The organism is Chryseobacterium sp. G0201, assembly GCF_003815655.1.
GTDB lineage: Bacteria > Bacteroidota > Bacteroidia > Flavobacteriales > Weeksellaceae > Chryseobacterium.
This window is the reverse complement of record NZ_CP033917.1, coordinates 984,331-997,437: the sequence shown is the minus strand read 5'-3', so window position 1 is coordinate 997,437 and position 13,107 is coordinate 984,331. Positions and strand designations below refer to the sequence as shown.

At 33.6% G+C, this 13,107-nt stretch carries 14 protein-coding genes; 4 read left to right on the top strand and 10 right to left on the bottom strand.

What is annotated here, in order from left to right; all coding sequences use genetic code 11:
• Window positions 1-10 precede the first annotated feature (10 nt).
• Together EG348_RS04430 and pdxA are read right to left on the bottom strand one after the other, a co-directional pair.
• Window positions 11-535 carry a YceD family protein gene (locus EG348_RS04430; RefSeq protein WP_123981016.1) on the bottom strand — a complete coding sequence of 175 codons (525 nt, stop codon included), beginning with the start codon at window positions 533-535 and terminating at the stop codon, window positions 11-13.
• Window positions 536-619: 84 nt separating this feature from the next.
• Complete coding sequence (gene pdxA / locus EG348_RS04425) at window positions 620-1,711, bottom strand: 4-hydroxythreonine-4-phosphate dehydrogenase PdxA (protein ID WP_123981014.1); 1,092 nt, start codon at window positions 1,709-1,711, stop codon at window positions 620-622.
• A 49-nt stretch (window positions 1,712-1,760) separates the two neighbouring features.
• Here pdxA and EG348_RS04420 point away from each other — a divergent pair, with 49 nt between their 5' ends.
• Genes EG348_RS04420 through EG348_RS04410 form a run of 3 tightly spaced genes read left to right on the top strand, consistent with a single transcriptional unit; the run spans window position 1,761 to window position 4,505 of the window.
• Complete coding sequence (locus EG348_RS04420) at window positions 1,761-2,360, top strand: riboflavin synthase (protein ID WP_123981012.1); 600 nt, start codon at window positions 1,761-1,763, stop codon at window positions 2,358-2,360.
• On the top strand, window positions 2,347-3,801 hold the full coding sequence (locus EG348_RS04415; RefSeq protein ID WP_123981010.1) for a sensor histidine kinase: 1,455 nt from the start codon (window positions 2,347-2,349) through the stop codon (window positions 3,799-3,801). The genes EG348_RS04420 and EG348_RS04415 overlap by 14 nt, the downstream gene beginning before the upstream one ends.
• Entirely contained in the window at window positions 3,801-4,505 is a 705-nt protein-coding gene (locus tag EG348_RS04410) for a tRNA1(Val) (adenine(37)-N6)-methyltransferase (protein WP_123981008.1), read from the top strand. The genes EG348_RS04415 and EG348_RS04410 overlap by 1 nt, the downstream gene beginning before the upstream one ends.
• Window positions 4,506-4,557: 52 nt before the next feature.
• On the opposite strand, the gene EG348_RS04405 is transcribed toward EG348_RS04410, so the two are convergent.
• Together EG348_RS04405 and rpmH are read right to left on the bottom strand one after the other, a co-directional pair.
• A complete protein-coding gene (locus tag EG348_RS04405; RefSeq protein ID WP_123981005.1) occupies window positions 4,558-5,268 on the bottom strand; it encodes a cell division ATP-binding protein FtsE in 711 nt (236 codons plus the stop codon).
• Between the two features lie 154 nt (window positions 5,269-5,422).
• Window positions 5,423-5,581: a 50S ribosomal protein L34 gene (gene rpmH, locus EG348_RS04400; RefSeq protein WP_054511485.1), complete on the bottom strand. Its 159-nt coding sequence runs from the start codon at window positions 5,579-5,581 to the stop codon at window positions 5,423-5,425.
• Window positions 5,582-5,807: 226 nt separating this feature from the next.
• Here rpmH and EG348_RS04395 point away from each other — a divergent pair, with 226 nt between their 5' ends.
• Complete coding sequence (locus EG348_RS04395) at window positions 5,808-6,812, top strand: DHH family phosphoesterase (protein ID WP_123981003.1); 1,005 nt, start codon at window positions 5,808-5,810, stop codon at window positions 6,810-6,812.
• 141 nt (window positions 6,813-6,953) lie between these two features.
• Here EG348_RS04395 and EG348_RS04390 read toward each other — a convergent pair whose 3' ends face one another.
• From EG348_RS04390 to EG348_RS04365, 6 genes are all read right to left on the bottom strand, one after another.
• Window positions 6,954-7,748 carry a patatin-like phospholipase family protein gene (locus EG348_RS04390; RefSeq protein WP_123981001.1) on the bottom strand — a complete coding sequence of 265 codons (795 nt, stop codon included), beginning with the start codon at window positions 7,746-7,748 and terminating at the stop codon, window positions 6,954-6,956.
• Between the two features lie 49 nt (window positions 7,749-7,797).
• Window positions 7,798-8,622 carry a hypothetical protein gene (locus EG348_RS04385; RefSeq protein ID WP_123980999.1) on the bottom strand — a complete coding sequence of 275 codons (825 nt, stop codon included), beginning with the start codon at window positions 8,620-8,622 and terminating at the stop codon, window positions 7,798-7,800.
• 9 nt (window positions 8,623-8,631) lie between these two features.
• Entirely contained in the window at window positions 8,632-9,414 is a 783-nt protein-coding gene (locus EG348_RS04380) for an alpha/beta fold hydrolase (RefSeq protein WP_123980997.1), read from the bottom strand.
• Window positions 9,415-9,425: 11 nt separating this feature from the next.
• Window positions 9,426-9,947, bottom strand: coding sequence for a hypothetical protein (locus tag EG348_RS04375; RefSeq protein ID WP_123980995.1), 522 nt, complete (start codon window positions 9,945-9,947; stop codon window positions 9,426-9,428).
• 64 nt (window positions 9,948-10,011) lie between these two features.
• Complete coding sequence (locus EG348_RS04370; RefSeq protein ID WP_123980993.1) at window positions 10,012-10,536, bottom strand: biopolymer transporter ExbD; 525 nt, start codon at window positions 10,534-10,536, stop codon at window positions 10,012-10,014.
• 261 nt (window positions 10,537-10,797) lie between these two features.
• Window positions 10,798-12,867 (bottom strand): protein-disulfide reductase DsbD family protein, encoded by a 2,070-nt coding sequence (locus tag EG348_RS04365; RefSeq protein ID WP_123980991.1) that lies wholly within the window; start codon window positions 12,865-12,867, stop codon window positions 10,798-10,800.
• Window positions 12,868-13,107: the final 240 nt, after the last annotated feature.

Genomic DNA, 13,107 nt, shown 5'->3' with positions numbered 1-13,107 from the left:
TTAAATTATTTTAATTTTTATCTTTTAATTTCTTAAGTGCTTCCCATCTGGGGTCACTTTCCGGTTCTTTTTCTTTTTCAACTTCTTTTGGGCTGAATTTTTCAAGAATTTCCAGATCTTCATCGCTTACGTTAGGTGAAACCTTTTTCATTGGTATGGAAAGGGCTACATTTTCGTAAATCAACTGTGCTACATTGAAAGCGTGGTCGCTGGTTGAGATTGTGATAACATCTTCTTCGCTGTCATCGTACTCTTCTCCAAACTTCACCAAAACTTTAATGTCGTTTTCAATGGGATGTTCAAAATCTGCGTTTGTAATATCGCAAACCAGATCTACAGTCCCAGATGTTTCAATCTCAAATTCTAAAAAAGTAGTATGTTTCTCAAGAAAAACATCTACTGTGATCTTAGGATTTGTAAATTCCTGCTCAGTGTCAAATAATTGAAAGAACGTTTTGTCTATCTCAAATTTGAACTGATGCTTCCCGGTTTTCAGTCCGGAAAAGCTCACGTCATAGTTTCTTAACTTGTCCATAAAATGAGTGTGCAAAAATATGCATTTTTTTTATAATTACAAATAAAATCTCCAACAAATTAATTTAAAGTTGGTTTTAATGATTTATGCTTCAGTTTCATCAGGTAAATCTTCGTCAATTCCGTTGTCAGTAACCATTTTTCTTGGCTGCATACGGTTGCTCATCAATTCGTTGTATTCGCTTCTATTCTTGAAAATTTTAATCGCGGTGAAGATTGCTTCTGTAAAACTCTGCTCATCTGCAATGTTTTGTCCTGCGATGTCGTACGCAACTCCGTGGTCGGGAGATGTTCTGATAAAGGGAAGCGCAGCAGTGTAATTTACACCTTCTTCATAAGCTAATGTTTTAAACGGTGCCAAGCCCTGATCATGATACATTGCTAAAACAGCATCGAAGCTTTTATATTTACTAGGCTGGAAAAAACTGTCTGCCGGGAAAGGTCCAAAAGCTAAAATTCCGTTGTCAGAAAGTTCTTTGATCGCCGGAGAAATAATTTCAATTTCTTCATTTCCAATCACGCCGCCGTCTCCTGAGTGTGGATTTAATCCTAAAACCGCAATTTTCGGTCTGGAAATATTAAAATCTTCAATTAAAGTTTGGTTCAAAGCTCGAATCTGCTTTTTAATTTTCTCTTTAGAAATATTTTCCGCCACTTTTGCCAATGGAATGTGATGGGTAGAAACGGCAACTTTTAAATCGTCTGTTACTAAGAACATCAATCCTTTTTTATTAAATTTTTCTTCAAAATATCCTGTATGACCGGCATGTTTAAAGCCCATCTTCATCATTTCATCCTTATTGATAGGAGCTGTTACAAGAACATCAATTTCTCCATTCATTAAAGCTTCAGTTGCTGCTTCCAAAGAATCTATAGCCAATTTGGTTGATTCTTCTGTTGGTTTTCCCAGTTCTACATTAGAATTATCTTTCACAAGATTCAGCATATTGATCTTTCCTGCCTGTGCCTGAGAAGTTTCGTTGATATAATTAAAGTTTAAATTAAGCTTAAAAATATTTTTCTGATAGGTAAATAATTTTCCCGAACCAAAAATTACCGGAGTGAAAAAATCAGTAATAGTTTTGTCTTTCAGAGACTTCATGATGATTTCTGGTCCTATGCCGTTGAAATCCCCGATTGAAATTCCTACTCGTACTTTATGGTTTTTTGGGCTCATTTTGATTATCTTTGAAGATTATAATTTTACAAATTTAGCAAAAAATAATATGTTCACAGGAATTATTGAAGCAGTTGGAGTTATTGAAAAGATTGAGGAAAAAGGAAGTAACATTGATTTTACTTTAACATGCCCTTTTACCAATGAATTAAAAATAGATCAAAGCCTTGCTCATAACGGTTGTTGCTTAACTGTTGTGGAGATCAAAGGTGACCAATATGTCGTTACGGCAATCAATGAAACTTTAGAAAAAACCAACCTTGGAAAATGGGATATAGGTACAGTTGTAAATCTTGAACGTTGCATGAAGATGGACGGAAGATTAGACGGTCATATCGTTCAGGGTCACGTGGATCACACGGGAGAGGTTGTAGGAATTGAGAATAAAGACGGAAGCTATTTTATTACCGTAAAATATGAATCTAACGGGAACTTTGTAACCGTTCCTCAAGGTTCAATTACAGTAAACGGAATTAGTTTAACCGTTGCAAAAAGTGAAGATTCTCAATTCTCTGTAGCAATTATTCCATATACATGGGAGTTTACCAATATGCAGCATCTTAAAATCGGAGATAAAGTTAATCTGGAATTTGACATAATTGGTAAGTATATTGCTAGGTTAATTAATAAACAGAATGGCAATAAATAAATACAAAGGGTATAGTTTAAGAAATCGGGTCTTTTTCGGTTTCTTGCTCGTATGTCTTTTAAGTGTTGCAGCTTCTTCTCTGGTTCCGTATTTTGTTTTAAGAAGTAATTCTCTGGAACAGAGTAGGATAGATATGCAGGATAAGACTAATGCCGTTATGGGATATTTGGATTATGCTGTGAGTAGATCTCTTGTGGAAACAAAAGATCTTACCGAAGTTTTAGGAAATAAAATTCTTGAAATTGCGGATATCAATCAACACGATATTGTTATTTATGATTTAAAAGGCAACTACCTGCTTTCTAATAAAGATGAAAGTTTGGTTGAGCAAAAAACAATTCCTCTAAATATTGTCAATAAAATTCTGGCTACCGATGCCAGAGTGGATATCAGAGGATATGATCAGGCTAAAGATGCGGTTTTTACTTCGTCTTATTTAGTGTTGAAAAATAATGTTCTGGATCCTGTTGGTATTGTATACATTCCTTTGTATCACAATGAATCTGCGTATCTTGATGTTCTTCACCAATATGTTAAATACATTTTATTGGTTGATATTTTTCTTATCTTATTCAGCATTTGGCTGAGTTGGGTTACTTCTAATAATTTAGCAAAAACGATTACTAAATTTTCTGATATGATCACCCGTATTACATTGTTTGAAAATGAAATGCATCCTATCAGATATTACAAAAATGACGAACTAAATGCTCTTGCAAGGGCTTACAATAGGATGATTCTCCAAATTCAGGATCAAAAAGAAAGATTACGTTTTAAAGCATCGGAAGAAGCTTGGCGGGAGATGGCGAAACAGGTTGCTCATGAGGTGAAAAACCCTTTAACGCCAATGAAATTAACCATTCAAAATTTTGAAAGGAAATTCGATCCCGAAGATCCAAATATTAGAGAAAGAGTAAAGCAGATGAGTAAAACAATGGTTGATCAGATCGACTTGATTGCCACAGTTGCGTCTGCTTTTTCAGAATTTGCGAAACTTCCTGAGAAAAATAATGAGGTAATCAATCTGAATAGCGAGGTTGAAGATATTCTGCGCGTTTTCAATGATGACAGTATTTTTATACATTCCAATAAGAGTAATATCATGATCAATATGGATAGGATTTATCTGTCCAGAATCATTACAAATCTTGTTACCAATGCTAAACAAGCCGAAAGTGATGAAAGAAAATTGATTATTAATGTGGATGTAGAACAGCATCAGAGAAGGGTGATGGTTTCTATTCAAGATAATGGTATTGGGATTCCTGAAAATATATATGAAAGGATTTTTGAGCCTAATTTCACGTCAAAAAATAGTGGGATGGGACTTGGTCTCTCCATGGTCAGAAAAATGGTGGAAGATTACAAAGGAGAAATCTCTGTGAAATCTGAAGTAGGAAAAGGTTCAACATTCACAATCACATTGCCAACCAATTTATAGTGAAGCCTTTTACGTTTAAACAATTCGAAATTTATCAGTCTAAAAATGTCTTCCGTGTAGGAACAGACGGGGTTTTGTTAGGCGCTTTAGCGAATATTGATAACAAGTCTAAAGTCCTAGAAGTCGGAACAGGAACGGGTTTGATTTCTTTAATGTTAGCTCAAAGAAATCCAAAAGCTGAATTTTTAGGTTTAGATATTAATGAAGAAGCTGTACATCTTACAAAATGTAATTTCGAGAAGTCTAAATTTAATTCAAGGTTAAAAAATATTCTTCATGATTTTAAAAATTTTGAAACAGAAGAAAAATTTGATTTAATAGTTTCTAATCCACCTTATTTTGAAGAATCCGGATCTGAAAAAGATAAAATTGCCCGGCAAACGGTTGAATTAAACTTTCAACAATTAATCTCAAAATCATCTAAGTTACTTTCTGAAAAAGGAATTTTTTCTGTAATTATTCCTGCCGAGGTTGGAAGTGATTTTATTGAAATTGCTAAAGAAAATCAATTATTTTTAACGCGAAGAATCAACATTAAAGGAATAGAAAATTCAAAAGTAAAAAGATTGATCTTGGAGTTTTCTTTAATTGAAAATCAACTCGAAGAATCTGAATTTATTATAGAAAAAAGTCCGAGACAATACTCGGACCAATATCTTGAACTCACGAAAGAGTTTCATGTCTTTAAAGAAGTTAGAAATTAGATTTTAAAAGTTATTAATATCTAAATCTCTTAATTTTCTGAATCTTTTAATTTTATTCAAATAATTCTGCTGTATCCAATACAGAAACTTTTCCATCTTCACATCTGATCGCCTCTCCAGGAAAATTTTGAATCATATGATAATCATGTGTTGCCATTACTACCGCAGCTCCGTTTTCTAGAGCAACTTGTTTCAGTAATGTCATAATTTCATTTGAAGTTTCAGGGTCAAGGTTTCCCGTTGGCTCATCGGCTAAGATAAGATCTGGATGGTTTAATAAAGCTCTTGCAATCGCCACACGCTGTTGTTCTCCACCAGAAAGTTCGTGAGGCATTTTGTGCTTTTTACTTTTCATATTTACGCTTCCAAGAACCTCGTTGATACGGTCTTCCATTTTTATTTTATCGCTCCATCCGGTAGCTTCAAGAACGAATTTCAGATTTTTCTCAACAGTTCTGTCAGAAAGCAATTGGAAATCCTGGAAAACAATTCCTAATTTTCTTCTAAGGTTTGGGATGTCGGAAGTTCTCATTTTTGCGAGATCAAAACCAACAACAGCTCCATGTCCTGACGCTAACGGGATGTGTCCGTAAAGAGTCTTTAATAATGAGCTTTTCCCGGAACCGGTTTTTCCGATAAGATAACAGAATCGGCCTTTTTTGATGTTAAGATTCACATCAGAAAGAACCGTGAAGTTTTTTTGAGCAATCTTCGCGTGTTGTAAACTTATGATGCTATCTCCGGAGATATTTGTATGTGGCATAATTCAAATTTAAGAGGCTATTTCTAAAATATTTTTTCAGATCTTAAAAATAGAAAAAAGAAACCTAAAGAAACTAAATTTTAGTAAATTTTAACAACAAAAAATGCCTGAAAAAGTTCTTCTCAAGCATTTTTGTATATTGTAATTTAAGATATTATCTCTTAGCTCTTGCAGAACTTACAGATAGACTCTTTCTACCTTTAGCTCTTCTTGCTGCCAAAACTCTTCTCCCGTTAGGCGTTGACATTCTTTCTCTGAAACCGTGTTTGTTTCTTTTTTTTCTCTCCGATGGTTGGAATGTTCTTTTACTCATTACTATATATTTAAGTCGTAATTAATATTAATTTTTCAGGTTGCAAAGATATAGATTTTTTTATAAGTTCCAAACTTAACCACTCTTTTTTTAGAAAAAGTTGAATCTTTTTTTATCATTAATTTTATCACGCCCATGAATAAATGACTTACGCGCTGTTTAAAAATAATGACTAATGATTTATTTAAAAGCTCTATCTTTGAAGACTCAAATTTAAAGAAAATAAATGTTTACACCCATAGAACTTTTAGAAATTAATACACTTCTTATTCCTGAAAACAAAATAGTTATTCTTACACACTATAATCCGGATGGAGATGCTATTGGTTCTAGCTTGGGCTTGAAGCATTATTTGCACGCAAAAGGGATCAATGCGGAAGTGGTTGTACCTAACGATTTTCCTAAGTTTCTGAAATGGATGCCTGAGGCAAGAAAAAACATTGTTGCAGAATACAAAAGAAAGGTAGCTTTTGATCTTATTAATGAAGCTGATGTTATTTTCTGTCTTGATTTTAATTCGCCTGCAAGAATCGGCATTTTGGGTGACTGGTTAGTAAAAGCCAGAGCTAAAAAAATTCTTATTGACCACCATCAGCAGCCTGAACAATTTGATTATGTCTATTCTGATACCATAATTCCTGCAACGTGTCAAATGGTTTATCACTTTATTGAAGCAATGAATGATGAACATTTGGTGAATAAAGATATTGCAGAATGTCTTTACACAGGAATTATGACGGATACAGGAGGTTTCCGTTTCCGTTCTACAAGTGCGGCGACACATAGAATTATTGCCAATTTAATTGAAAAAGGAGCCGATCCTTCGATTATAACTTCCAATACTTGGGATACCAACACGGTTTCACGTCTTCATTTATTGGCTTTGATTTTAGGAAGAATTGAAGTGGTGAATGACGGTAAAGTAGCTGTTTTATACTTAACAAGAAAAGAACTTCAGGAATACGGTTTCCAGAAAGGAGATACCGAAGGTTTTGTGAATTACGGATTGAGTATTGTTGGCGTAAGAATGTCTGCGTTCTTTATGGAAGATTTGTATGATGATTTCATTAAAATATCTTTCAGAAGCAAAGATGATGTGGATGTAAATCAGTTCTCGAGAAAATATTTCAGTGGAGGAGGTCACATTAATGCAGCTGGCGGAAAATCTAATGCATCTTTAGCAGATACGCTTGAAAATTTTAAAGCTAAAATAGCGGAGGAAAATTTGTAATTGGGCGAAATTGGTTGACTATAATGTGTCTATCATTCGGAACGAAATAAGTCGTTTGAAGAATCTTTTCGAAAGAAATTGCTTCGTCACTGTGGCTCTTCGCAATGACGCTAAAACACTATCATGCTCAAACTCTCTCACTCAAGAAACTCGACTGTAACCTTTGTCTTCCAATTCTTTACACGTATATTCGTAAACTTCCTGAAACATTACATCAAGATTTTTCTTGTTGAATAAACTGAACTTTGTCATTTTTGGCGGGTCCAGAAAAATATCACAGGATTTTGCTTTGGAGTAAACAGATTTTGCGATGGCTAAATGTAAAATTCGGTCAAATTCTTTCATTAAGCTCATATTTTGCAATCCGTCATAGCTTATAGAATTGACGTGAGATGCAATTAAAAAATCACATTTATCAATTATAGGCTCGATAGGAAGGTTATCAAGAACGCCTCCGTCAATATATATTTTTTCGCCCACTTTTACTGGTGGAAGTACAAAAGGAACGCTTGATGAGGCTAAAAGAGGCCAGAAAAGTTCGCCTTCAGAAAAGAAATCGACAATTCCATGGGTCATTTCTGTAGCTGCGACATAGACGGGGATTTTCAGGATTTTAAAATCGTCTTCAGGGAAATGATCTTTTAAAAGTTTTAAAATAAAATTTGAACTAAAAATTCCGTTTTTTGAAAGTCTTAAATAAGATCTCGAAAAAAATGTGGTTTGTTTCACAATTTCCATCATTTCGTCCGGAGATTTTCCGAAAGAATAGAAAGCTGCTACGATAGATCCGGCGCTCGTCCCTGAAATGATATCTGGCTTTAGGTTATATTCTTCCAACGCTTTTAAAACCGCAATGTGGGCAATTCCGCGCATTCCTCCGCCTGAAAGTGTCAAGCCGATGATTGGTTTCTTTTTTTTGAAAGAGAATAGCCCCATTGAGAATATTAATCTGTACTAAGATACATTAATTTTTAATAAAAAAATATTAAGGCTCATCGCAATCAGAGTCTATTTTTATGAAAAGCGAGTTGAATTCTTTAATCATTTTCTCATCATGAAATGGACCTGAAATTTCATCATTAGCACAATTTCCCCAACCGAAAACAACCAGATCCAAAACAGCATAATCTTTTTTATCAACAGAATTCAGGCGACTTTCAAACTCGTTCATAATTCTTTGTGGATCGCTGTTTCTTTTGCTCATTTCTTCGCGTAGTTTTCGCCATTCTTCCACCATTTCGGTTTCGTTGGAATTTAAAGCTTTTACAAAACGATCGCAGTTTTTAGAATGTTTTTTGTTTAATAAAATGGAAGGATCAGAAAATGCAATAACTTCTGTTTTTCTCATTTCATATTCCTTGAGAAGAGATTCGTAGGTTTGTTTCTTTATATTCTGCCAGTAAGGTATGTTAACAATCTTTAAATTTTCAATTAAATTTTTCTTTTCAGCGAAATCTTTATCTAATTTTTCGAGAATCTGAGTCTTGTTATTTCTTACTTGTTGCAGTGCTTCAAGCCTGAAAACCTGCGGTGTACTCAACATTACTGAACCTAGCTGAAAGTAAAGTTTGTACGTTCCTTCAAGTTCTTCTCTTGTGTATTTGCTTCCATCAAAATAACCTTTATTTTCGCATAATTCAGTTTGGAAATTAAAGATTTCCGGTTCACTTTTTTCAACTTTTAAAGTGTCTTTTGAAACGTTTTCTACAACCGCAACAGAATCATTTTGAAGTGATTTTTTTGAAAATGGAGTTTCTTTTTTACAACTAAGCAGTGAAAGAAATACTAGTGAAAAGATTAAAATTCTCATATATTATTTTTAGAAAACTAAATTTTTCGGCATATTGTGAAGAAGCTCAGTGTTGATGATTTCAGCACAAATTGCTGGTTTTTCCCAGTGTCCGTTATGTCCGCAATCAAGAACATAAGACTTAATATTAGTTTTGTCGGGAAGATTTTTAATGGTTTTTTCTGTTTTTACGGCGTTGTCATGTTTTCCTGCGAGAACTAAAATTTTCGCTTCAAGGTTTTCTAGGACATGCTTTTTGTCGGTTCTCGCAACCATGCCTTTTACACAGGCTAAAGCTCCCAGATTATTTGTTGAAAGTGCAGTCTCCAAAGCGGTTTCAATTTTTCCTTCCAAAATATCTCTTTCGTTTGGATTAAATAAATTAGGAATTCCTGCTCTTACATAATGCGCAAAAGCATCTTTTATGATTCTGTAACTTTTTATACGCTGTTCTTTCTTTTCTTCATCATCGGGGAAATATGTTGAGAAAAATAAGGTTAAACTTTTCAGTGTTTCGGGATATTTCTCTGCAAAAGCTAAGGAAGTATAGCCTCCCATAGAATGTCCTAGTAAGTGGACTTTTTCTAATTTTTGAGCATCCAACACTTTTTTTACTTCATCTGCCATCAGTTCCATGGTGTGGATTTCTGCGAGAATATCAGATTTTCCGTGGCCTGGAAGATCTATTTTTAATAATGAAAAATTTTCAGACAAATGAGGTTCCATATCGCTCCAAATGGAACTGTTTTCCATGAAACCATGAAGTAATACCAATGTCTCTTTTCCGTTTCCTTTTTTCTCAAAATGTAGCATGATTTCAAATATTAAAAATGAATATCAATATAATCTACAAATCCCGAACCGTTTACCATATCCTGAAGTCTCCAGGTTTTTCCACCGTCTTTAGACATGAATGTTTTTGTGCCTTTTCTGGTGTAAGGTTTTCCGTTGTTGTCTGAAGATATACGTTGAGTGATTTCCCCTGTGAAATTCATATGTTTAGGAGAAACAACAATAGCTGAGCCTTTAATGATTACAGAATTTTCGCCCGATTTTATACTTCCGGCAACATCATAATCATCTCTGCCCATTTTTTTGAAATTTACAGAGCCTGTTTTTGTGGAGGAATTTTGACTTTGATAAGTGAATTTGTGATCTCCGCTAAAATCTTTGAAATTATTTTCACTGTTTTTGGCTTTAATGCTGTCGTTAATTTTTGTTCGGGCTGCATTAATAGAATCAACGATTTTCGTGCTGTCTGATTGATTTGGTGTCGATTGTGTGTCTTTTTTTGAACATGAAACAACTAAAGTTGTGATAGTAATTGCGGTTATTAGATTTTTCATCAATATTTAAAATTATAGTCTCAAAATTAAATAAAAAAGAGCATTTTAAAAATGCCCTTTCGTTTTATTTTGTTAAATCCTCGTAAACTTTCTTTTCCCAAGGTTTAATGTCTGTAATTCCGTATCGTTCTTTTTTAGAAATTGCGATATTATCTAAGATATCTACGAAGTTTTTGTAATTCGCTTCATCTGTAGGTTTTACAATTACTGTGAAATTTTCAGGTTTTGGAGCGTTTTTGTAAGCTTCAGAAATAATTTTGGAAATCTTTACTCCGCTGAAGTCTGTTTCTTTTAAATTGCTTGTATTTAAATCTTCTTTATCTTGTTGATGGTAAAATACTCTATTATCCTTACCAAGAATAAAAGTTACTTGATTTTTCACGTCAACCACAGGAGTGTTAATTGGATTTGGATTCGGATCTTTCGCAGGCAATCCAAGATCCATCACATTAGGTTTTGTAAAATTAGTGGTAAACATGAAAAAGGTAATTAATAAAAATCCTAGATCTACCATTGGAGTCATGTCAACTCTGATTAATTTTTTCTTTTGCTTGCCGCCTTGTTTTTCTTGTGCAACTACTTCAGCCATAATTAATATTTTTTAATGTTAAACAGTTTTTAATAAAGAGTGAATAATTGTTCTTTATTTGAGAAAATCTATACAAAGTTTATACCTAAAATTGCAAAATGTTATAAATTTTCTAAAATCAATTATTATTTAACATTAAAAAACATCATGAGTTTTTAATTTCATAAGGTTTTAGGATATTTTAAGTAATTGTGTTTGATTGTGTAAAACAAAAAAACTCACACTTTTCAGTATGAGTTTTAAATAATATTTTGAAATTTTTTATTTACTCTTCTTGTAATAATTAACACCGCATTCCAAGAATTTTTTGAAATCTTCTTTCGGCATATAACCTGAAACCGGAGAATTGATAACTTTTCCGTCCGGAGTGATCAAGACGTAGTGTGGTTGAGAATTATTATTAAAATTCACTTGTTGAAACAAGCTCCATCTGTCACCAATAGTCTTTACTTTTTTCACCTGTCCTTCACCAAGATCAATTTTAGTTTTTTGATCTTCAGGAAGTTCTTCTTTGTCGTCAACATATAATGAAGCCAGAACAATGTCGTTTTGAAGGATCGGCAAAATATCCGGTTCGCTCCAAACGAATTCTTCCATTTTTCTACAGTTTTCACAACCGTAACCTGTGAAGTCAATTAATACAGGCTTGTCTTCTTTTTTAGCTAGTTCAACAGCTTTGAAGAAGTCATGTTCAGGATGCATTCCTAAAATTCCGTCTTTTTCGTCGTGGAAATAACTTACGTTCAATGGAGGTAAAATTCCACTTAACAATTGCAATTTCGGACGTTCTGATGGGATTAATCCTTGAATCATATAAACCACAAAACCAATTCCCAATACTCCTAAAACTTTTCTAGTAATAGAAATTTTCGGTTTTTTATCATCATGCGGGAATCTTATTAATCCGAATAGATATAAAGTTAATCCAATTCCGATAACGATCCAGATCACGATGAAAAGTTCTCTTTTTAATAAGAAAGTTTTAGAAACAAGATCTGCTTTTGATAAGAATTTCAACGCTAAAGCCAATTCAATAAATCCTAACACAACTTTCACTGTATTCATCCATCCTCCAGATTTTGGAAGACTTTGTAATGCTTGCGGGAATAATGCCAGCAATCCGAAAATAATCGCCCAAGCTAAACCAAACCCTGTTAAAGCCAAAGTTAATAACGTTGGAATATGTGATGAACCGGATAATGACCCTCCCAATAAACTTCCTAAAATAGGACCTGTACAAGAGAAAGAAACGATTACCAACGTCAAAGCCATGAAGAAAATACCGATGATTCCACCAGCTTCTTCTGCTTTTGAAGATTTGTTTGCGATTGAACTTGGTAACGAGATGTCATAATATCCGAAGAAACTTCCTGCAAAGAAAATAAATACGATGAAGAATACGATATTCAGCCAAATGCTTGTGGAAATTTCGTTGAAAACATTTCCTGCAATTCCGTCAATTAAATGAAAAGGAACACTTAATAAAACAAAGATCAGAAGAATGAAAAATCCGTAGATCAATGCGTCTCTTTTACCTTTTGCCTTATTTTTATTCCCTTTTGTAAAGAACGAAACCGTTAAAGGAATCATCGGGAAAACGCACGGAGTCAACAATGCAATCAATCCTCCGATAAATCCTAAGAACAAATAAGTCCAATAATTTTCGCTGTCTTTAACGGCTGCTGTTCCGCAATCTGTCAAAGGTTTTTGGAAATCAATTGATTTTATTTTTAATTGTTTTGGGTCTAATTTTGAAGCTCCTAGAACCAATGCTGTTTCTGTTTTTACAGGATTTTGTACTGCCGTTTCTATTGTTTTAACAGAGTCTTTTGCAGGCTCAGTTGTTGTTGCCGTAACTTCTTCCGTTACGCCTTTTGGTGTTATTTTTTGAGTAAATTCCAGCGTATTCGGAGCCAGACAAACTCGGTCGTCGCAAGTCTGATAGGTAATTTCTGCAACTACATCACCAGGTTTTGTTCCGTCTTTTAATTTAAATTTCTGCTTAAAACCAGCACTGTTGGAATAAAAAATAATTGTTCCGCCGAAAGCTTCAGAAAATTCTTCATGCTTTTTACCTGTTTCGGTAAATTTTCCGATCAGTTCAATATTTTTTCCGGAAACTTTATATTCTGTCGGAATTCCCGTGTCTTCAGGAATATCCTTAGAATAAATATGCCAACCACTTTCCATTGTTGCATTCAACACGGCTTCATATTGATTGTTTCCTAATTCGTTAACCGTAAGTTTAAATTTTACAGGATTTTTGATTTGTGCATTAATTCCTGTTGCTAAAAACAGCAGTATTAATAAAAACCAGTTTTTAAATTTCATTTTTCTTTTATTAAAAGTTTTGAGAATGTTTTTTGTTTTCTCATCCCATGCATGTTGTCTGTTTTTAACCAAAAAAGGATTATTTTTTTCTCCAAGTAAGATTAAAATTTTTACTTCGCTAAAATAGCTAATTTTTACTCCTTAAAAAAACTCAGGAATCTCGTTTTTCCTACCAATTAATTTTACAAAAGATGCTCGTTGATATATTTTACCTTAGTAGTAATAGAGATACGTATGCTT

Excerpts from the sequence above, each read along its gene's own strand:
- EG348_RS04430 (WP_123981016.1), bottom strand. The coding sequence starts at position 535 with ATGGACAAGTTAAGAAACTATGACGTGAGCTTTTCCGGACTGAAAACC.
- pdxA (WP_123981014.1), bottom strand. The coding sequence starts at position 1,711 with ATGAGCCCAAAAAACCATAAAGTACGAGTAGGAATTTCAATCGGGGAT.
- EG348_RS04420 (WP_123981012.1), top strand. The coding sequence starts at position 1,761 with ATGTTCACAGGAATTATTGAAGCAGTTGGAGTTATTGAAAAGATTGAG.
- EG348_RS04415 (WP_123981010.1), top strand. The coding sequence starts at position 2,347 with ATGGCAATAAATAAATACAAAGGGTATAGTTTAAGAAATCGGGTCTTT.
- EG348_RS04405 (WP_123981005.1), bottom strand. The coding sequence starts at position 5,268 with ATGCCACATACAAATATCTCCGGAGATAGCATCATAAGTTTACAACAC.
- rpmH (WP_054511485.1), bottom strand. The coding sequence starts at position 5,581 with ATGAGTAAAAGAACATTCCAACCATCGGAGAGAAAAAAAAGAAACAAA.
- EG348_RS04395 (WP_123981003.1), top strand. The coding sequence starts at position 5,808 with ATGTTTACACCCATAGAACTTTTAGAAATTAATACACTTCTTATTCCT.
- EG348_RS04390 (WP_123981001.1), bottom strand. The coding sequence starts at position 7,748 with ATGGGGCTATTCTCTTTCAAAAAAAAGAAACCAATCATCGGCTTGACA.
- EG348_RS04385 (WP_123980999.1), bottom strand. The coding sequence starts at position 8,622 with ATGAGAATTTTAATCTTTTCACTAGTATTTCTTTCACTGCTTAGTTGT.
- EG348_RS04380 (WP_123980997.1), bottom strand. The coding sequence starts at position 9,414 with ATGCTACATTTTGAGAAAAAAGGAAACGGAAAAGAGACATTGGTATTA.
- EG348_RS04375 (WP_123980995.1), bottom strand. The coding sequence starts at position 9,947 with ATGAAAAATCTAATAACCGCAATTACTATCACAACTTTAGTTGTTTCA.
- EG348_RS04370 (WP_123980993.1), bottom strand. The coding sequence starts at position 10,536 with ATGGCTGAAGTAGTTGCACAAGAAAAACAAGGCGGCAAGCAAAAGAAA.
- EG348_RS04365 (WP_123980991.1), bottom strand. The coding sequence starts at position 12,867 with ATGAAATTTAAAAACTGGTTTTTATTAATACTGCTGTTTTTAGCAACA.